We start from the raw sequence: 19,307 nt of genomic DNA on the forward strand, positions 1-19,307 counted from the left end.
GGCAGCAATTGAACATGGCTGCAAGATCAGATATCTGATTGACGCGTCACCATATATTGCAAAATTAAACTCTACACGAGATGATTGATGCGTCAACAAAATTTGCTGACCTGCAAGATTCTAAAAAGGTGAAGAAAAATGACGAGCGATGAGACCCGCTGGCTATCCGAGAGCGAGCAGGACCTCTGGAGAACCATCCGCGAATTCCTCTGGCTATTCCCCAGCGCCATGGATCGCCAGCTGATGCGCGATTCCCAAATGCAGTCCGGAGAGTACTCGGTCCTGGCCGTGCTTTCTGAAGCAACCGAACCCAGTTTACGTCCCGCGGACGTCGCCGAGGCACTGCGCTGGGATCGTTCGCGCCTCTCCCACCTCTTGCGCCGCATGGAGGCCAAGGGCCTGATCAGCCGCTGCTCCGATGAGACCGACCGCCGCGGCCATCAAATTGCGCTGACCGAGCAAGGCCAGGCAACCATCGAAAACGCGGCACCGAGCCACGTGAGCTTTGTGCGCGAAACCCTCTTTGATTCACTCGACGCGGCCGAACGCCGCGCCCTGGAGACCGCATTGCCCAAGATTCTTGAATCGATCGAGCAGCAGGGGCTCAAGGACTCCAGCTGCTAGCTTGCCCGCGAGGCCAGCTCGCTGTTCTGGACCAAACGGGCGAAACGCCCACCGAGGGACACCAGCTCGCCAAAGGTTCCGGCCTCTGCGATCTTCCCGCCTTCAAGCACCACAATATGATCCGCACGCATTACCGTGCTCAACCGGTGGGCAATCAGCAACGTGGTTCGGCCCGCGGCCAGCTCGTCCAATGCCTGCTGGACCAAGGCCTCGGTGACCGTATCCAACGCGCTGGTGGCTTCATCCAGCACCAGGACCTTGGGTTCGCGCAGCATGGTGCGGGCAATGGCCAGGCGCTGCTGTTCGCCGCCGGAGAACCGGTGTCCCCGCTGCCCCACTTCGGTCTCAATGCCCAGGGGCAAGCTGCGAATCAGCTCGGCAATCTGCGCCGCTTCCAGGGCATGCCACAACTGCTCGTCGGTCGCCCCCGGCGCAGCCCACAACAGGTTGGCCCGGACCGTATCGTGCAACAAGTAGCTTTCCTGGGCAACAACGGAAACTGCATGGGCGATGCCCTGCGGGTCGTATTCCCTCAGGTCCACCCCATCAAGCAACACCTGCCCGGAGGTTGGATCTAGCAGGCGAGGCAATAGGGAGCCGAGCGTCGACTTTCCCGAGCCAGTAGCTCCCACCACTGCCGTCATGGTGCCGGCCTTGAGTGTCAGATTCAGCTGGTCCAGGGTTGGCTTATGCGCCTCCGGATAGCGGAAACACACATCACGCAGCTGAACCTCGCCGCTGATTCGCTCGGGCTCCACCGCCTTTGGCTCATCGGCCACCGGGAGTTCTTGATCCGCATCCAGGTATTCGAAGACGCGGCTGAACAGCGCCATCGCGGATACCCACTGCACCGAGAGCTGCATGAGCCCCATGACCGGTCGGAAGATCCCGGCTTGCAGTCCAGTGAAGGCCACCAGCGTTCCGATGCTCATGCCATCACCGGTCACCGGCAGGCCAGCGGCCAAATAGAGCGCCGCTGGAATGGCTGCGAAGATGATGCTCATGGTAGCCATGCGCCAGCGACCCGCTAGTGCGCTTTTCATTTCAAGATCAATGAGCCTGTGGCTGGAACCTGCGAATGCCTGAGCATCTGCGGGACCGGTGCCCATGATCTTGGAGAGGCGAACGCCGGAAATGCTCAGGCGCTCTTCAATGAGAGATGCCAGGTTCGACATCTCGCGCTGGCGCTTGCCGGTGACCGCTCGACGCAGTTTCGCGGTTTGCTTGGCCAGCAAGATGGCCGGCGGGAAGACAACCAGGGAAATCAGGCTCAGCTTCCAGGAAATTGCCACCATGGCCACGGCCGTAGCCACCACAGTGGTCAAGTTCGAGGCGATGCTCGTTGCCGAGTTGGTGATCACCGACTGCATCTGCCCTACGTCATTGATCAGCCGGGACTGCACATCGCCGGATCGCGAGTTGGTGAAAAATCCCAGTGATTGCTTTTGCAGGTGCGTGAAGAGCCCGGTTCGCAACCGGTGCATCACGCGCTGCCCCATCAGGGTGGCCCGCCAGGTCTGCAAAACCTCCAGCACCGCGGTGGCCAGGGCAATCGCTACCAGTCCCCCGGCACCAAGCACCAAGAAGCGAATATTGGACTGGGGAATCGCGACATCTATCAGCTCTCGAACAATGAAGGGCTGCGCCAGGCCAATGATGGACGAGGCTGCAATCAGCAGCACCACGGCAAGGACAGATCCCAGATGCGGGCGGAACAGTGCTGCTACGCGCTGAAGCGACACCGGATGCTCGGCCAGCCATTGCCTATCCTGGACGGCATTTTTCATTCGCCCTCCGCCGGCCGGCCCACCGGGATGCCCGGGCATTGAATTCACGCTCATAGACCCTCCTTCATCATTCTCTTCCCCAAAGAATAACAGAGGTAACCTCACTATGTGGTTCCATCTTGAAATTGTTCTGAAGAACACACTATTCTTGAAACCATGCAGAACGAAGAGTCCAAGCCTGACTTGGCAGATCTTTTCCTCCGCGCGTCGCGCGTTATTCGAGGCCGCTGGAGGGAAGGATTGATCCCCCTGGGGATCACCCCTCACCAGTCACGGGTGCTGTCCCTGCTGGGGCGTGCCGAGTCCGAGGGCTTGCGCAATTCGCAGCTTGCCGAGCGGCTGCATATCGCAGCGCGCTCCACCACCGAGGTAGTCGACCAGCTGGAGGCCAAGCAGCTGGTGATTCGCACCCCGGATCCTGCAGACCGCCGCGCAACACTGATCGCGTTAAGTCCCAGTGGCCGGGCACAGCTGGGCGAGATGTCCCGGCTTCGCAGGGACAGCATGGAAGGGTACTTCGAAAAACTTTCGCCTCAGGACCGCGAAAAACTCACGAGGCTACTGGAAATCCTCGACCGGGACAATCCGCGGCCGGCACGCTCGGCGTGCAAGGAGCCAGGATCCGCACACTGAATTTCGCATTAAAGGGCCACGGCCCGGATAACCACTGCGTGGTTATCCGGGCCGTGGCCTTCGTTCTGCGCTGACGCGGAATTAGTTCTCAGTTCTCGGTCTTGCCGTGGCGCCAGTAGCCCATGAACGCTACCTGTTTGCGGTCGATGCCAGCTTCGCGGACGAGGTAGCGGCGCATTTCCTTGACCGTTCCCGCTTCCCCGGCGACCCATGCATAGAACGGCGCCTTGTTGGCCTGCCCGGTCTCCCACAAGATCTGCGAGTCCACATCGATGTCCTCCGGCTCGGCGTTGGTATGCACCACTCCTGCTGCAGGAATCGCCACCACCTGGCTCAAGGCATTGCGCAACAGCTCGCCATGGGCGTGGCTGCCGCGAGTCAGCCACTGCACCGAAACACCCGAACGGGTCGAAGCACCCAGGATGTCGGTGGTCTCGGGAACCTCAATGAGCGCATGCCCGGTGACATTCGACGGCAGGGATTCGAGAATGGCGCAGATCGCCGGGGCCGCGGTTTCATCGCCAGCCAGCACGATTCGCCGCGCTTCGCCCGGACGGAATTCGATGCCGCCGTAGCTCGCGTCGTTCAGGAACTTGTTCGGGCCCAGCAACAGCAGCTGATCTCCGACCTGCGCGCGGTCGCCGAATTCGGTGGCCGGCCCGCCTTGCAGCTTTCCATCCACCAGGTGCCCGTGCATCACGAAGTCGATATCCAATTCTGCGGTCAGCCCCTGGTTGTCGCGGTGCCCGGCCTCGCGGAAGGCCCGGACCGTATAGGTTCGCATGTAGCCGCGGGTATCGGGATCAATGGACAGCCAGCGCTTGTACCAGCCTTCTTGTTCCGCTGGGCTGGTCATGGCCTGCGGGCGCATCGAGGCGATTTCATCGGTCAGGGCTGTTCCGCCAGCCGGAGGCAGCAACAGCTTGATGCGCATATCCAATGGGTGGCTGTTGGTCCCGAAATAGTCCAGGTCCTTACCGCTGACGGTCAGCCGGCGGAAGGAAGGCGAGAGTTCCTGCCGGTTGACCACCGTGGTGTCAAAAGCCAGGGTCGGGACATGCTCGTAGGCCGGACGGTAATCCAGCGCCGTGGCCTCGGCGGCATCCTCGTTTCCACCCTGCACCGCGGCTTCGGGCTCCAGCGCCTGTGGCTCGCTGCGGAAAATGCCCTTGGAGGCCAGCACCTGTTCGGTGCGCAGCACCCGGTGCCGTCCAATGGGCAAGACCAGCGGGGTTCCGCCTACCGGGTCCGGGATCACCCTGCTGGGCATGCCAAAAACATCCTTGACGGTCTTTTCGGTGACCACTTCATTGGGGTGGCCGGCAGCGTAGATCTTGCCATGGCGCAGGGCCACCAGGTAGTCGGCGTAGCGGGCTGCCAGGTTCAAATCGTGCAGCACGATGACCACGGTGATGCCGCGGCTGCGGTTCAATTCGCTGACCACGTCCAGCACTTCCAGCTGGTGGGCCACGTCCAGGAAGGTCGTGGGCTCATCGAGCAGCAGCAGGTCGGTTTCCTGGGCCAGGGCCATGGCGATCCAGACGCGCTGGCGCTGTCCGCCGGAGAGCTCATCCACCGCGCGATCGGCCAGCTCGATAGTGCCGGTCAGCTCCATTGCACGATTCACCGCCGCTTCATCCTCGGCGGAGAAGCGCTTGAAAAGCCCCTGGTGCGGGTAGCGTCCACGGCTGATCAGCTCGCGGGCGGTAATCCCATCCGGCGCGGTCGGCGACTGCGGCAGCAGGCCCAGGATCTTGGCGACATCCTTGGCCGGCTTGGAGTGGATATCCGCCCCGTCCAGCAGCACCTGGCCGCCCGATGGCTTGAGCAGCCGGGACAGGGCACGCAGCAACGTGGACTTGCCGCAGCCATTGGCGCCCACCACGATGCTCACCTGCCCGGTGGGAATATCCAAGGACAGCTCGTCGACGATGGTGACCTTGTCATAGGCCAAGGTCAGATCGCTAGCCTGCAAAGTGGCCATGGGTTATGCCCCGCTTCCGGTTGAGTTGGCGCGCACCAGAATCCAAATCAGGAAGGGTGCGCCGAATGCGCCGGTGATGACACCTACCGGCAGTGCAAGATCTGCGAACAAGTTCGCGGCAAAAAAGTTGGCAACGACGACCAGGGCAGCCCCGGTCAATCCCGCCAGGGGGATGTTGATCGGCCCGCGGCTCAGCGCCGCGCTGATCGGCCCGGCCAGGAAGGCCACAAAGGCCAGCGGGCCGGTCATGGCAATGGGCAAGGCGCCCATGGCCACGGCAACAACCACGAGCAGTATCCGGGCCCGGCTCACGTTCACGCCCAAGGCGGCCGCCGAATCTTCGCCCAGCTCCAGCATCTTCAGCTGGCGCACGACGAAGGGCAGCAGGACCACGCCGATCGCCCCAAGGCTGATCAGGAGGACCAGGGCGCTGTGCCAGTTGCTGGAGGAGAGCGATCCGGTCAGCCAGTGCATCACATCGCTGGCGGTATTCACCTGCGCCTGGGTCAGCAGGTACTGGATCAGGGCCTGGAGCATCGCGCCGATGGCCAGACCGGCCAGGATCAGCCGAGGCCCGGTGCGCTTGCCCGAGGCCGAAAGCCAATAGATCAGCGCGGCCACAACCAGGCCGCCGGCCAACGCGAAGGCGTTGAGCTTCCAGTCGTTATAGCCCAGGGTGATCATGGCCAGGACCGCGGCGGCCGATGCGCCATAGCCAACGCCGATGACGTCCGGGCTGGCCAGCGGGTTGCCCAGCCAGCGCTGGAAGAGGGCGCCGGAGATGCCCAGCCCGGCTCCCGCCAAGGCGCCGACCGCAACGCGCGGAAGCCTGTCGGACATGATGATGAAGCTGGTTCCGGGGACTTTCTGCCCGCCCAGCACCTGCAGGACTTCGGCCGCAGGCAATCGATCCCTGCCCCAGAACAGGTAGGCGATGATGGTGAGCACCATGGCCAAGGCCATCCACCCGGCGGTGCGGCGTACCAGGTTCCTTCGCACCGCGGCCTTGGCCGGCACGCCTTGCGGCGCCGGCCCGGATTCTTTTGCGGTTGGCTGGCTCATAGCTGCTCTTGTCATTTCTTTCGTGCTCACAGGCTCACCGACTTCATGCCGCTGCGCATCATCAGGATAAACAGCGGCCCGCCGATCATCGCGCACATCACGCCCACTTGGATCTCGCTCGGCGGCGCGATCACCCGGCCCACGGTATCAGCGGCCAAAAGCAGCACCGGACCGGCCAGCAGGCTGCCGGGCATCAGCCATCGATAATCGGAGCCCACCAGCAGGCGGACCGCATGCGGGATCATCAGCCCGACAAAGGCGATCGGCCCGGCCACCGCGGTAGCAGTGCCGGCCAGGATGACCACGCCGATCGATCCGAGCAGGCGCGCGCGGCCCAGGTTGAAGCCCAGGGCGGTGGCGGTGTCATCCCCCATGGAAACCGCATTGGAAACCCGCGCGGTGGACAGCAGGATCAGCGCGCCGAGGGCCACCATCGGTATCGCCGAGAGGAAGGTGTCGATCGGGGTGCTGGACAATGATCCGATTTGCCATTTGCGGAAGCGGTCCAAGGTGGAATCAGAGACCATCAGGATCGCGTTGGTCATGGCCCCAACGCCCACTGCCAGGGCCGCACCGCCCAAGGCGAGCTTGATCGGAGTGGCTCCCTCGCGGCCCACACTGGCCACCAGGTACACCAGGATCATCACCACGGCCGCGCCAATAAAGGCTGCCAGCATGATGCCGGCCAATGAGCTGACGCCCAAGAATGCGATGGCCACGACCACGCTCATGGAAGAACCCGCGTTCAGCCCGAGGATCCCGGTGTCGGCCAGCGGGTTGCGGGTCAGCCCCTGGAGTCCAGCCCCGGCCAGGCCCAGCGCCGCCCCGACCACAATCGCCCCGACGGTGCGGGCAAAGCGCGAGGCCACCACGCCTTGGTCCCCGTTGTTCGGATCAAAATGCCATAGGGCATCGCTGGCGGTGCCCAGCGACACCGACCGGGCGCCGAAGAGCAGCGAAGCGGCTATGGCCACTGCCAGCAGCGCCCCGAGGATCAGGAAGGCACCGACTTTCCGGGGCAAGCGGGGCCCGGTGCGCTCCTGCGCTTGGCGCGTCGTGCTTTCAGTCGCGGTCATTGGTTCCTACACTCATTGCTATGGCACATCTTTCCTCGCCCACCGTTATTGCTCCCGGCATCGGCTTGCTTACGGCCGATAATCCCTCGGAGATGACGCTGGATGGGACTAATTCCTATTTGCTCTTCGACCCGGCATTCCCGGCCTTGGCGCCGGGCACCCCGGTGGTGCTCATCGACCCGGGGCCCGAGCTTGAAGCGCATTTGCAGGCGCTGGCTCAATTCGATATCCAGCTGGTGCTGGTCACCCATCGCCATGCGGACCATACCGGCGGGATTGATCGCTTGCGCCAGCTGACCGGGGCGCCGGTCCGCGCGAAGCTGGCTGAATTCTGTCGCGACGCCCCCGTACTGGAAGACCATGAGGCAATCAGCTCGGCCGGGGTGGACATCCAGGTGCATTTCACCCCTGGCCACACCTCGGATTCGGTGTGCTTCACGACGCGGGACTCGCACCTGTTCACCGGCGATACAGTTCTGGGCCGGGGCACCACCATCTTGGAACATCCAGATGGAACGCTGGCCGATTATCTCGCTTCGCTGAACAGGCTGCTGGATTTGCCGGACCTGCCCTTGCATCCGGCGCACGGGCAGCAGCATGGAACCTCGCATCAGCTGCTGCGTGCCTACCTTGAGCACCGGGAGTCCCGGCTGAACCAAGTGTGCGCCGCCCTGCAGAAACTCGGCAAGGCCGGGGCGGACGCCACCCCAGCTGACTTGCTGGAGTTCGTCTACCCCGACCTGGATCCGCGCCTGGTGGGCGCGGCTAGCCGATCGTTGGAAGCGCAGTTGCACTATCTAGCGTCGAATCGCTAGCCGCTACTTTGCGGCTGCTGCGTTTTCAGCAGCCTTCACGATTTTTGGAACCACCTTGTCCAAGGACCATTCAAGGGACAGTGGCGAAGCGGCCGAAATGGCCAAAGTTGCTTCATCGGTGCCTGGCAGCGCCAGGGCATCGTTCTTCACGGCCGGAATCTGGCCATACAGCGCCTGGGACTTCACAATGTCCTTGGTGGTGTTTCCGGCTACTGCCGAAGCGAAGACGATATCCGAATCCCACTCGTTGACCTTTTCAGGCGAAACGGTGAAGAAGAAGGTGTCCTTGGCGGCGTTCTTCTGGACATAGTCGGCCTGCTTCATGCCCAGGGCCTCGAGGAAGCGCGGGCGGGTGTCGCCCTGCGAGTAGACATACGCGGTATCCGGAGCAGAGAGGTCCGCTGCGATGAAGGTGCTGTCCTTCAGTACCGGATTCTCTTCGCCGACCTTGGCCAGATCGCCTTCAATCTTCTCGATCAGCGCGTCAGCTTCTTCTTCCTTGCCCAGCATCTGGCCGGCGGCTTCGGTCGCGTCCTGCCAGCTGGTCAGGTAGTTCGGCTCAATCGGGCCAACAACCGGAGCGATTTCCTGCAGCTTTTCGTACTGCTCTTTCTTCAAGCCCGAATACGGGGCGAAGATGACGTCTGGCTTGGTCTTGGCGATAGCCGTGTAGTCCGGATCGTCACCGGTAGCGAACTGCACCGGAGCCTTCTCGGAACCGATGGAAGCGTCCAGCTTTGCGAGCGCCTCGTCCTTCCACTCGGTGGAGTTGTTCTCGTTCTGGCCGTAGGCGTCGGTGTCCATGCCCACTGGAACGGTGTCCAGGGCCAGCAGGGTGTCGGCGTTGACCCATGAGATCGTTGCGACGCGCTGCGGAGCCTTGTCGATTTTGGTCTCACCATAGATGTTCTTGATGGTGACCGGAGTGAAGTCGCCTGCAGAGGTGGCCGAAGCATCCGCCGAGGAATCTGCGGAGTTGCTTGCCGAACCGCAAGCGGTCAGGCTCAGGGCGAGGATTGCGGTGGACGCGGCGAAGATCCCGGCGCGACGTGAAATATTCATGGGTCGGTGATTCCAGACTATGCGAGGTTCTGTAAACATGTTGGCGTAGATAGGTTAGGTTTACCTATCCGATCCGTATGCCACAATACGCGCTAGGCCCATCAATACGCAACACGAAACGTATCTAATCACCGGCCCGAAAGTGAAGCTAGCCACACATGGCGGCCAGCTTGCAGTTGTTGACCACGGAATTTATTCTCTAGTCGCTAGCAATCGTCCCGGATCAGCGACCGAAATCGATCCCCGCACCAGCGCCAATCCAAGTAACACGGCGGCAATGACCGTGACCACCGTCAACGGGCTGAAGATCACTGCCATCCCGGCCAGTGGAAGAACCAACACGGTGGAAGCGATGGCAAAAGCAACGGATGCCGCCAGCGCCGGGATCATCAAGGACTTGGTCCGTGCAGCGTTCATTGTGCTCCATGGCATGCCCAATCGATGCAACCCTGAATAGAGTTCCGCGCGGTCCAAGGTGCCGGCGCTCTGCGTAATGGCCGAGGACGCCGCCACGCAGATGAAGGTAATCGCCAGCGTCAGCAGAACGCCAGTCAAGATGTCCCCTGGCAAATAGTCGTACCAGCTGTTGCTGGCTTGCCCGGCTGGGGAAGCCTGCATCATCGCCGCACCGCTTCCGCCCACCACGGCGACAAATGATGCCATGGCAACGCCGGAAACCTGTCGCCAGGATTCGGCAGGATTTTCCAGGATCATCCGGGCAGCCAACAGCTGTTGCGGGGTATCGGCTTTCTTCAGCTTGCTCTGCCCTACCTTGGACACCAGATAGGGCCCAACGAGATTCAACACCAGCAGGCCAAAGCCAAAGCCTCCAACAATCACCGCCACGAACACTGCGATGCTCTGCGCCACCTGCCCCAGGTTGAAGAAGAGCAAGCACAACAGCAGGATGCCGCCCACGGTGATCAAGGCCCGAATCCAACTGGGGACCGGCACACTGCGACGCGTGGCCACGGCCAAAGGAGTGATCATCAGCTTGCGCAAACCGGCTGCCGCGCTCACCGCCGAGAGCACGACGACTGCGACTACTGCAATCGCCAATACCCACACGGGCAAGTAGATGGCCGTCCCGATGGGTGCTCCCTGGAACGGAATCAACGATGCCACCGGCGCGCAGGCCAGATACAGCACGACACCGGCGAGCGCTCCTACCAGGGCAGTACCGGCGGCCTGCACAATGGCTACCAGGCTGATCTGCGAGCCGGTAGCGCCAAGCAGGCGCAACGAGGACAGCGCCCGGTCATTGGCTCGTGCTGAAAGACGGGCCGCCGCGGAGCCGAGCACCATCAGCGGCACTACCAGCAGCACCACGGCGAGCCCGGCCAACGGCAGGTAGGCACCCTGGGCCTCAAGTTCAAAACTGGTAAAGGAATAGGCGCCGCCCAAGACGATCAGCAAGATCGCGCTGACCAAGGCATAGGCGCTTACGGTTAGGATTTGCGGTGCCAAACGGGTTTTAGCCGGACGCCCGAGCAACCAGGCAAGGTGCAGAATGTTCATCGAACATCCCCGCCTAGTGCGCTGGTGCCGCGTCGGCTGTCGCTGATCAATTGCCCGTCGTGCAGTTTTACGACGCGATCGCACTGCGCGGCAACCGAAGGGTCGTGGGTGACCATAACCAGCGACTTGCCCTGGCCTACGGTGCACTCCAGCAAGGTCTCAAGCACCTCGGTACCCGTTGTGGAATCCAAGGCACCGGTGGGCTCATCGGCGAATACGACCATGGCCCCGGTGACCTGTGCGCGGGCGATAGCTACACGTTGCATCTGTCCGCCAGAGAGCTGCCCAATTCGCCGTTGCTCCATGCCGGCCAGTCCCAGGGCCACGAGCGCCTGGCCTGCCTGGGCGATGGCGGCCGCACGGGGCGTGCCATTGATCATCAGCGCCATGGCCACGTTTTCTTCAGCCGTGAGTTCCGGGATCAGCAGGCCGGATTGGAAAACGAATCCGAAGGACTGCCTGCGCAGCTTGGTTCGCGCCTTATCGGCGAGCTCCTGGATGTCCACTGGCTGTTGCCCGGGCAGGTTGAGCATCAGGCTTCCCGAGTCGGGCAGCTCAATGCCGGCCAAGGCATGCAGCAATGTTGATTTTCCGGATCCGGACGGACCCATGATCGCCAATGATTCTCCGAGGGAGATTTCGAGATTGACGCGGTTCAGTGCGGTGGTTGAGCCGAAGCTCCGGCAAAGGTTCTGGGCAAGGAGTACGGGTGGATGGCCAATGGAATTTTCAAGCATGATTCCATGTTTTCAATATTGAGTTCTGCGCGCATCGGCGCGCAGGGCGAAGTCGCGCCTTGTCAGGCTCATCCTCCGGTAGGAGCGCCGGCGCCATGAACCAGTACCCCAGGAGTTCTTGAACTGCCCATGAAATTGGACCTGTATACGCAGCCGTTCTGCGCACCGTGCATCCGCACGCGGCAAACTGTGGCACGCGCCCAGGCCCTGTTGCCGGATTTGCACGTGGAAGAAATCAATGTTGTGGAGCAGGTCCAGCGCGGCGAGGAATTGGGCATCACCAGCACTCCGGTAATCAGGCTGGTGCAAGGCAGCACGGAAAAATTCAGAGCCAGCGATACACCCACGCTGCCTCAGCTTTTGGCTGCGATTGCGCGCGCCAGCGACTAGTCTCACGTGATTTGAAGCCCCGAGATGCACGGTTCTCCGGCAATGATGGGGAAGAATAGATCAAGTGATAACTGTGCCAGGCGTTGAACATGAGTGTTTCCAGCGTGTCTTAGCTGATTCGGCCAACCGCATTGAATGGCTCAGGGCACGCGCTCAAGGCATCACGGCAACCGACGTCGCAAAGCTATCCACCGAGAAGTCCATCAAGAACGCGGCCTGGGACAAGCTCTACGGCAATGGATTCTCCGGCAACACCTACACCGATCACGGGCGCAAACGCGAACCAGTCATCGCGGCCTGGGTGCAGGAGAATTTTAATATCTTCCCTTCATCCCAGTTGTTTCACGCGCAAAACTCCAAGCTTCATTTAGCTACCCCGGACGGCCTGGGCTTCGATGCGTCAGGCGCTCCGGTCTTAGCGGAAATCAAGACCACGAACAAGCCGTTCAAGAAGATCCCCAAGAACTACTTGCGCCAAATCCTCTGGCAACAGCACGTCATCGGTGCCGAGCGAACCCTATTCGTCTGGGAAGAGCACCAGGACTTCGTACCGGTGCGCGCGGTACCCGAGTACCTGTGGGTCGAACGGGATGATGACCTGATTCAAGACCTGATCGATAAGGCTGAAGCCTTGATTTCAGCATTGCGCGAGGCGACAGCCCGGCAGGAACGCTACAACGATTACGGTCCAGCGGCCCTGCGCCTGTAATTACTGCACTACGCAATAGATCCTTGGGAGCCAGTTCATTGGCGGCTTCCAAGGATCTATTGGTTTCTTGGCCATTAATCGAGGCTTAGGCCGGGGTCGTTGGAACAATTCGCGGATCAGGCAAGCATTCGGGATAGCTATCGAGCAGCTCCGCCAATAGTTTTTCGCGAATCATATTGCGCAGGCCCCACAGGTCTCCAGCATTGCGCGCTGAGAGGTAGACGGTCACGGTTTGCAGACCGTTTTGCGCGTCGGTCACCAGCAGCTCATTGTCGCGCCCGTCCCACAAGTCCGAGGACTCAAGCAGTTCCGTGGCGCGCTGGCGCAGGTATTCGATTGGCGCGTTGAGCTTCAGCTGCAGTGCCACATTGCCCGAAATCTCGGTGCTGCGCCGTGACCAGTTCTCAAACGGCGTCGTGGTGAAGTACGTGGAAGGCAAGATCATTCGGCGGCCATCGAGCAGCAGGACCACCACATAGGACAGGGTGATCTCTTCGACAGTTCCGCGCTCGCCTTCAACCACAACGGTGTCATCCACCCGGATGGAATCGGTGAAGGCAACCTGCAAACCTGCGAAGACGTTCGCGAGGGTGGATTGAACGGCCAAGCCAACAACTACCGATGCCAGTCCTGCCGAGGCCAGCAGTCCGGCGCCTAGTGCTCGCACTTGTTCAATAGTCAGCAAGACGGCGGCTACGGCCAAGATGCAGAGCACCGCAATGAGCACACGGCGCATCAAGCCCACCTGGGTTTGCACCTTGGCTAGTCGGCGCCCGGGTCCGAATTTCGATTCGAAGCGGGACATCATGCCTGCCTCGATGACGAGAACCAGCTTGATGATGAACCAGGTCAGGAACGTCACCAGGATGATCAGAATGACGAATTGCCACGGGTTGTACCAGTCACGATCTCGATAGAAGAGCGCAAAGGCGGACTTGGCAACGATAGAAGTAATCAGGCCGAAAAATGGAAGGCGGGTGGCCTTCACATCAGCTTCATCCACGCCAATGCGCTTGAGCATGCGGCGGGCAATAGCGCTGAAAACAAATGCCAAGATAGCGGCAACCACTGCGCCGGCCAGGAGAACAGCCCAGAATTGCAACGATGCGGGGAGGACGCTTGAAACGCTGATGACTTCCTCGACGGTCTCGTCCAGAGGTTCAACGGGGGTAGGTGACATGTTTAAAGGATGTCATATGGCACTAAATAAATGCTGTGCAAGCCCTTGCCACAGCCTACGGAACCCAGCGAATCCGAGCGGTCTTGATCACAGTCGAATAGCTACGATGATTGCAAAAAGGATGGCACTCGCGCTGGCCAGCAAGCGCGGGAGAGGTTAATGACGTTTTATGCGTACCTTCACGTAACACCCGATCAACCTGATGGTTAATGTGCCACCATGCTAAGTATGAGCCGAACATTTGCTTATCAGCAGGTTGATGTTTTTGCGCCCACTGCGTTCAACGGCAATGGGCTCGGAGTCGTATTCAACGCTGACAGCCTGACTGATGATCAGATGCAGCACTTCGCCCAGTGGATGAATTTGTCCGAGACCGTATTCTTCGTCGAGCCATCCCATGAAGAGGCCGACTATGCCATCCGCATTTTCACGCCGAGCACGGAGCTGTCCTTTGCCGGCCACCCGACACTTGGTGCCGCCCATGCATGGCTGGAATCCGGTGGGGCGCCGGGACCTGCCGGACATTTGATCCAGGAATGCGGGGCAGGGCTCATTCCGGTTCGGGTCGAACGCGAATGCACCGACAGTCATTCACGCCGGCTGGCGTTCCTCGCTCCCCCGCTGACGCGCACCGGTCCGCTGGAGCCAGATGTCCTCCAGTGGGCTATCAGCGGACTAGGCATCCACGAGGATGACGTGGTTGACCACCAATGGCTGGTCAACGGCCCTCATCCTGCTGGCTTGGTCCTGCGTGACGCAGACGTTGTTCTGGGCATCGAACCAGACTACGAGGCACTTCAGGGATTGGAGGTTGGAGTCATCGGGCCCTATACGGCTTCCAGCGTGGCCCATGGTGTGTGGCAGCCGCGAGGTTCGGTTTTGCCCCGTGTCTCGGGAACGCGGGAAGAATTGCGCCCCTTGGATTCCTCGGACCTGGAGCGTTCCGAAGAGCGCTTCGGTTCCGTGGTGATGCAACCGCCGGCCGACTTCGAGGTGCGATCCTTCGTCGCTGGCGAGGCGGTGTCAGAGGACCCTGCTACCGGCTCGCTCAATGCGGCTTTTGGAATCTGGCTGACCCAATCCGGGTACGCCCCGCAACGCTATACCGTGCGCCAGGGAACCCGTGTTGGCCGCAGCGCCATCTTGCATATCGAAGCCACGGAAAAAGGTGTCTGGGTCAGTGGTGATGTTGAAACCCGCATTTCCGGCAATGTGAGTTTCGACTGATTACCCGTTCATAGGCTCACTATCCATTCCACTTCTGCCAATCAGGTACTAGCCTTGTCCAGTGCCTGAAACTGCGAATCCCACCATTGACTTTGATAAGAAAGCCGCTTGGCGTGCCCTCTGGGCACTAGTCATCGGGTTCTTCATGATCCTCCTGGACACCACCATTGTGTCCACGGCCATGCCATCCATCATGGCCTCGCTGGATGCAGATATCTCTGGCATCCTCTGGGTCAATAGCGCCTATCTGCTCACCTTCGCCGTACCGCTGCTGGTCACCGGCCGCTTGGGCGACCGGTTTGGCCCGCGCAACATCTACCTCATCGGCATGGCCATCTTCTCTCTCGCCTCGCTCTGGTGCGGCCTCTCGGATTCCCTTGGATCGCTGATTGCCGCCCGCGCAGTCCAGGGACTGGGCGCCTCGATGATCTCGCCCCAGGCGATGACCATGATTACCCGCCTGTTCCCGTACCAGCACCGAGGCGCAGCCATGGGGTTGTGGGGTGCGGTAGCCGGTATCGCTTCACTGATTGGCCCGATTGCCGGCGGCTTGCTGGTGGACTCGGTGGGCTGGGAATGGATCTTCTTCATCAATCTGCCCATCGCCGTTCTCAGCTTGGTGATGGTCTTCAAATTTGTTCCGCGCTTGGAATCCCAGGCGCACTCCTTTGACTGGATCGGAGTGGCCCTGTCAGCAGTGGCGATGTTCTGCCTGGTCTTTGGCATCCAGGAAGGCGACTCGACCGATTGGGAACCCTTCATTGGCCCGATTTCTTCGTGGCACTTGATCATCGCCGGCGTACTGCTGCTGGCCGTGTTCGTTTGGTGGCAGGGCAAGACGAAGTCTGAACCGCTGGTTCCATTGCGCTTGTTCTTGGTACGCAATTTTTCGCTCTCCAATGTGGCCATCGCATTCATGGGCCTGACCATCGCAACCATCAGCCTGCCAATGGTGTTCTTCTTGCAGAACGTCCGCGGATTGACCCCTACGGAATCGGCGCTGATGATTTCGCCGATGGCAGTAGTGGGCATTTTCATCGCACCGCGCCTGGGCAAGATGGTCAACAAGCTCAGTCCAAGAATTCTGGCAGTACCCGGCTTCCTGCTCTTTGGCGGAGCAACCGTGGTGTACGCCTACATGATGCACGCAGACATCGCCCTGTGGACCCTGCTCATTCCATCAGCCGTGCAGGGCGTTGGCTCGGCCATGATCTGGCCTTCGCTTTCGCTGGCCGCTACCCGAGACCTGACTCCGCGTGATGCCGGGGCCGGATCCGGCATCTATAACACCACTCGCCAGATCGGCTCCGTGCTCGGTTCGGCGCTGATCGCCGTGATGATGGATTCGCGTGTGCAAGCACAGATCGAAAAGGCTTCCACGAAGGATCCTGCAACACTGATGGAAGCAACCTCGGTCGGTTTGGGCCAAGCCCTGCTGCTGCCAGGGTTCGCTGCCCTAGCTGCCGTAATTGTGGTGGCTTTCTTGAGCCCCGGCAAGAAGTCCTGACAACAATTTCGTTGCCGTTCTGGATACAAGAGAACCCCGGCTTGCCAGTGGAATTCCACTGGCAAGCCGGGGTTCTCTTGCTAGCTATTTATGCCTGGTCCGAAGGACCATCGTTGCTGTCGCCGTTCTTGAACTCATCGACTTTCTCGCCGATTTTCTCCTGCGCATCAGCGGCAAAGCCCTTGATGTTTTCGGTGGCGTCGCCGGCGAACTCCTTGGCGTTCTCGACTGCTTCGCCCAGCTTCTTCTTTGCATCATCTAAGAAACCCATTGGTTCTCCTCTTAGCTTGTCATCCAAATTTGAACCCTGAAAACCTCAGTCTTCAGAAACAATCTACTTCCGCCTGCACACCGGACTGGGCAACGGCGCAAAAATTACTTTTCTTTTTTGATCTTCTTTGCTGCCCGGCGGCCAAAAACCAAAGCCACAGCGATACCGGCCAGCCACACATCCTTGGCCAAGGCGGTGCCATCAGCAGTTGGACGTACGCCATCAGACTCGGTCATTCCGGGAGTGCGCAGGTAAGAAGACAGCAGCACCGCGGAGAAGGCGCCCAGACCGATTCCTGCCAAGCGCGAAGGAACCAACGGCAAAAGCAGGGCACTGCCCAGCGAGATTTCCGAAATGGATAGAACCTTGCCGAAGACCGCAGGTTCCAGTTCCGCCATCTGCGGCACACCGTTGGACGCCATCTGCTGCAACCCGGCCGCGCTGGCTTCATCAATGCGCAGCTTGTTAATGCCGCTGTTGAGAATGAATGCGCCGCTGACTAATCGGAGTGCGGCGTTTGCGATCGAGATTCCCATGGGCCCTCACTTTTCTTTCCAATAGTAAATACGCGTTCTGGAAAAGAACGCTCTGCTGTTCAGCGTAGTCATGGCCGTGGGAGTTCACAATCATTTCAGCGGCGCGCTTGGCACCCTTCAGGAATCAGGGATTGAGAATCGTGCTAAATTCGTGAATCATGATCGCTTCTTCCGCTGTGCCGCCGGCCGCACTTGATCTGCTCATTTCCCAAGGCTTCGACACCACAAGCGTCGATGAGCTGGCAGCAGCTGCGGGGATCTCGCGTTCCACGTTCTTCCGCCGATTCGGCTCAAAAGAGAACATGGTTTTTGCCGATCAAGAAATGATCATCACCCACGTTCAGACGACACTGGCGGCATCATCTGTCGACGCGATATCGACTTTGATTGACGCGGCCCATGTCGTATTTGACCAGTACACGGTCAATCCCGAAGGCGCTCGGCTTCGGCACAGGCTGCTTTCTTCTGTCCCGTCGCTACGAGAACGAGAGCTCGTCTCAACTCATCGGTACGAGCGCGCATTCTACGATTTTCTGGTCCGTCGCGATTTGGCCAACACCGCAACGGAAAAATCCTTGTGCCTCGGAGTTAGCGCCGGCCTGGTGGCCATCCACAATGATCACCTGCGCACGTGGATCAAGGATCCGGCCAGTACCGACCGAAGCAAGCTGGCTCATGATGTTCGGTTCTTCCTTGAACGCTTTGCAGACCTGCTGGGTGGCGAAAATACGGGCACGACTGCCGCTTCCCCAACGCCTACGGTCATCGTTTCGGTGATTGATCCAGGTTCCGACGAGCAATCCATTCTGCAGGCAGTTTCGGCGGCGTTGAAAGAACACAGCAAATAATCAACCACAGACAGTGAAACGTAGTTTCTTGACATGACACTGCGTTCCATTAGGCTGGAGTTAAAAGTTTTAACTCTAGCCAATTTGGAGCGTCTGAGATGACAGAGAAGTCGACCGGTTTGGAATTTCCCGCCGGCGTTGTTGAACCGGAGTACGATCTCTGGGCAGAAGACGTCAATATTGACCCCACCGGAATCTTTGCCGATATAAATGCTGCAGACCTCGCCTGGCGTGCCAAGGCACGCAAGTTCGTCGTAGAAGAAGTCAAAAAGAACATCCACGAATATTGGGATAAGGCCGACTACCCCCTCCATCTGATCAAGAAGCTCGGCGAAGCGGACCTGTTGCGTGACGGAATGAATCTGGACTCCCACGAAAAAATGAGTCCACTGGCAGCCGGATTGGTCAACATGGAAATGGCACGCGGCGATGGTTCCGTGGCCACCATCGTTGGCGTGCAAGGCGGGTTGGCGCTGCGCTCGGTGCTCTTCTGCGGCAATGAGGAACAGATCCAAAAGTACGCCATGCCGATGCTGTCCGGCGACCTGCCGGGCGCCTTTGCACTAACCGAGCCAACCCACGGGTCTGACTCGGTGTCATTGGAAACTCGCGCGACAAAAGTCGAAGGCGGGTACCGGATCAGCGGTGAAAAGAAATGGATTGGCAACGGTTCCATCGGCGGCATCTCCATCGTTTGGGCTCGTGACGATGAGGGCAAGGTTCGCGGGTTTGCCGTCCATCAGGACGCCGAGGGGTACAACGCCACCACCATTCAAAACAAGCTGTCGCTGCGTGCTATCTGGCAGGCGCATATCCGCATGGAGAATGTTTTCGTCCCCGACGAAGATGTGCTGCCGAATGCCACCAGCTTCAAGGACACCTCCCGGGTGCTGTTCGCTACGCGTCTTGGTGTCGCGTGGTCCGCTGTCGGCCATGCCACCGCTTGCTACGAGTCAGCGGTGAACTACGCAAAACAGCGAGTGCAGTTCGGCCGTCCGTTGGCTGCCAGCCAGATTGTCCAGGAGCGCTTGGCACGCATGCAGTCCGAACTTGCAACCATTCAGGTATTGGTAATGCAAGCGACCAAGCGTGAGACCGCCGGTGAGCTCACCGGGCCACAGGCCTCGCTGGCCAAGTACACGGCCACTCGCACTGCACGAGCCATTGCTTCCAATGCCCGCGACCTGTTGGGAGGCAACGGCATTCTCACCAGCAACCGCGTCGCCCGCCACTTTGCTGACGTGGAAGCTATTCACACTTACGAAGGAACCGAGACGGTCCAGGCCCTGATCATGGGACGCGACATCACGGGGTTCTCCGCCTTCGCATAAGCAATCCAGT

The 19,307-nt window shown here is 60.2% G+C and carries 19 protein-coding genes; 9 read left to right on the forward strand and 10 right to left on the reverse strand.

The window, feature by feature from the left end; all coding sequences use genetic code 11:
* Window positions 1-138 precede the first annotated feature (138 nt).
* On the forward strand, window positions 139-624 hold the full coding sequence (locus tag AC6CHO_RS03715; RefSeq protein ID WP_498213754.1) for a MarR family winged helix-turn-helix transcriptional regulator: 486 nt from the start codon (window positions 139-141) through the stop codon (window positions 622-624).
* Here AC6CHO_RS03715 and AC6CHO_RS03720 read toward each other — a convergent pair.
* Window positions 621-2,465, reverse strand: coding sequence for an ABC transporter ATP-binding protein (locus tag AC6CHO_RS03720; RefSeq protein WP_498213755.1), 1,845 nt, complete (start codon window positions 2,463-2,465; stop codon window positions 621-623). The genes AC6CHO_RS03715 and AC6CHO_RS03720 overlap by 4 nt on opposite strands.
* A gap of 102 nt (window positions 2,466-2,567) precedes the next feature.
* Here AC6CHO_RS03720 and AC6CHO_RS03725 point away from each other — a divergent pair, with 102 nt between their 5' ends.
* A complete protein-coding gene (locus tag AC6CHO_RS03725; RefSeq protein ID WP_498213757.1) occupies window positions 2,568-3,044 on the forward strand; it encodes a MarR family winged helix-turn-helix transcriptional regulator in 477 nt (158 codons plus the stop codon).
* Window positions 3,045-3,132: 88 nt separating this feature from the next.
* Here AC6CHO_RS03725 and AC6CHO_RS03730 read toward each other — a convergent pair whose 3' ends face one another.
* Genes AC6CHO_RS03730 through AC6CHO_RS03740 form a run of 3 tightly spaced genes read right to left on the reverse strand, consistent with a single transcriptional unit; the run spans window position 3,133 to window position 7,166 of the window.
* Complete coding sequence (locus AC6CHO_RS03730) at window positions 3,133-5,028, reverse strand: SIP domain-containing protein (protein WP_498213758.1); 1,896 nt, start codon at window positions 5,026-5,028, stop codon at window positions 3,133-3,135.
* A 3-nt stretch (window positions 5,029-5,031) separates the two neighbouring features.
* Window positions 5,032-6,090, reverse strand: a complete 1,059-nt coding sequence (locus tag AC6CHO_RS03735; RefSeq protein WP_498213759.1) for a FecCD family ABC transporter permease — start codon at window positions 6,088-6,090, stop codon at window positions 5,032-5,034.
* A gap of 26 nt (window positions 6,091-6,116) precedes the next feature.
* Window positions 6,117-7,166 carry a FecCD family ABC transporter permease gene (locus tag AC6CHO_RS03740; RefSeq protein WP_498213760.1) on the reverse strand — a complete coding sequence of 350 codons (1,050 nt, stop codon included), beginning with the start codon at window positions 7,164-7,166 and terminating at the stop codon, window positions 6,117-6,119.
* A 20-nt stretch (window positions 7,167-7,186) separates the two neighbouring features.
* Here AC6CHO_RS03740 and AC6CHO_RS03745 point away from each other — a divergent pair, with 20 nt between their 5' ends.
* Window positions 7,187-7,981 carry an MBL fold metallo-hydrolase gene (locus AC6CHO_RS03745; RefSeq protein ID WP_498213761.1) on the forward strand — a complete coding sequence of 265 codons (795 nt, stop codon included), beginning with the start codon at window positions 7,187-7,189 and terminating at the stop codon, window positions 7,979-7,981.
* Between the two features lie 3 nt (window positions 7,982-7,984).
* Here AC6CHO_RS03745 and AC6CHO_RS03750 read toward each other — a convergent pair whose 3' ends face one another.
* From AC6CHO_RS03750 to AC6CHO_RS03760, 3 genes are all read right to left on the reverse strand, one after another.
* Window positions 7,985-9,043, reverse strand: a complete 1,059-nt coding sequence (locus AC6CHO_RS03750; protein WP_498213762.1) for an ABC transporter substrate-binding protein — start codon at window positions 9,041-9,043, stop codon at window positions 7,985-7,987.
* A gap of 192 nt (window positions 9,044-9,235) precedes the next feature.
* Window positions 9,236-10,561 carry an FtsX-like permease family protein gene (locus tag AC6CHO_RS03755; protein WP_498213764.1) on the reverse strand — a complete coding sequence of 442 codons (1,326 nt, stop codon included), beginning with the start codon at window positions 10,559-10,561 and terminating at the stop codon, window positions 9,236-9,238.
* Window positions 10,558-11,298, reverse strand: a complete 741-nt coding sequence (locus AC6CHO_RS03760; protein ID WP_498213765.1) for an ABC transporter ATP-binding protein — start codon at window positions 11,296-11,298, stop codon at window positions 10,558-10,560. The genes AC6CHO_RS03755 and AC6CHO_RS03760 overlap by 4 nt, the downstream gene beginning before the upstream one ends.
* Before the next feature lie 129 nt (window positions 11,299-11,427).
* On the opposite strand from AC6CHO_RS03760, the gene AC6CHO_RS03765 reads away from it, so the two are divergent.
* On the forward strand, window positions 11,428-11,688 hold the full coding sequence (locus AC6CHO_RS03765; RefSeq protein ID WP_498213766.1) for a thioredoxin family protein: 261 nt from the start codon (window positions 11,428-11,430) through the stop codon (window positions 11,686-11,688).
* Window positions 11,689-11,752: 64 nt separating this feature from the next.
* The gene (locus AC6CHO_RS03770; protein ID WP_236995193.1) at window positions 11,753-12,397 is read left to right on the forward strand and encodes a YqaJ viral recombinase family protein; all 645 of its coding nucleotides are present in this window, start codon (window positions 11,753-11,755) and stop codon (window positions 12,395-12,397) included.
* 85 nt (window positions 12,398-12,482) lie between these two features.
* Here AC6CHO_RS03770 and AC6CHO_RS03775 read toward each other — a convergent pair whose 3' ends face one another.
* Window positions 12,483-13,577, reverse strand: coding sequence for a mechanosensitive ion channel domain-containing protein (locus AC6CHO_RS03775; protein WP_498213767.1), 1,095 nt, complete (start codon window positions 13,575-13,577; stop codon window positions 12,483-12,485).
* 228 nt (window positions 13,578-13,805) lie between these two features.
* On the opposite strand from AC6CHO_RS03775, the gene AC6CHO_RS03780 reads away from it, so the two are divergent.
* Together AC6CHO_RS03780 and AC6CHO_RS03785 are read left to right on the forward strand one after the other, a co-directional pair.
* The gene (locus AC6CHO_RS03780) at window positions 13,806-14,804 is read left to right on the forward strand and encodes a PhzF family phenazine biosynthesis protein (RefSeq protein ID WP_498213768.1); all 999 of its coding nucleotides are present in this window, start codon (window positions 13,806-13,808) and stop codon (window positions 14,802-14,804) included.
* 61 nt (window positions 14,805-14,865) lie between these two features.
* Window positions 14,866-16,311, forward strand: coding sequence for a DHA2 family efflux MFS transporter permease subunit (locus tag AC6CHO_RS03785; protein WP_498213769.1), 1,446 nt, complete (start codon window positions 14,866-14,868; stop codon window positions 16,309-16,311).
* Between the two features lie 88 nt (window positions 16,312-16,399).
* Here the strand turns inward: AC6CHO_RS03785 and AC6CHO_RS03790 are convergent, their stop codons facing one another.
* Entirely contained in the window at window positions 16,400-16,582 is a 183-nt protein-coding gene (locus AC6CHO_RS03790; protein ID WP_444662274.1) for a hypothetical protein, read from the reverse strand.
* 104 nt (window positions 16,583-16,686) lie between these two features.
* Window positions 16,687-17,118 carry a hypothetical protein gene (locus tag AC6CHO_RS03795; RefSeq protein WP_498213770.1) on the reverse strand — a complete coding sequence of 144 codons (432 nt, stop codon included), beginning with the start codon at window positions 17,116-17,118 and terminating at the stop codon, window positions 16,687-16,689.
* A gap of 158 nt (window positions 17,119-17,276) precedes the next feature.
* Here AC6CHO_RS03795 and AC6CHO_RS03800 point away from each other — a divergent pair, with 158 nt between their 5' ends.
* Both AC6CHO_RS03800 and AC6CHO_RS03805 read left to right on the forward strand, forming a co-directional pair.
* A complete protein-coding gene (locus tag AC6CHO_RS03800; RefSeq protein ID WP_498213771.1) occupies window positions 17,277-17,966 on the forward strand; it encodes a TetR family transcriptional regulator in 690 nt (229 codons plus the stop codon).
* 98 nt (window positions 17,967-18,064) lie between these two features.
* Window positions 18,065-19,297 (forward strand): acyl-CoA dehydrogenase family protein, encoded by a 1,233-nt coding sequence (locus AC6CHO_RS03805; RefSeq protein ID WP_498213772.1) that lies wholly within the window; start codon window positions 18,065-18,067, stop codon window positions 19,295-19,297.
* Window positions 19,298-19,307 lie beyond the last annotated feature (10 nt).

Source organism: Glutamicibacter sp. GQ173 (genome assembly GCF_059759215.1).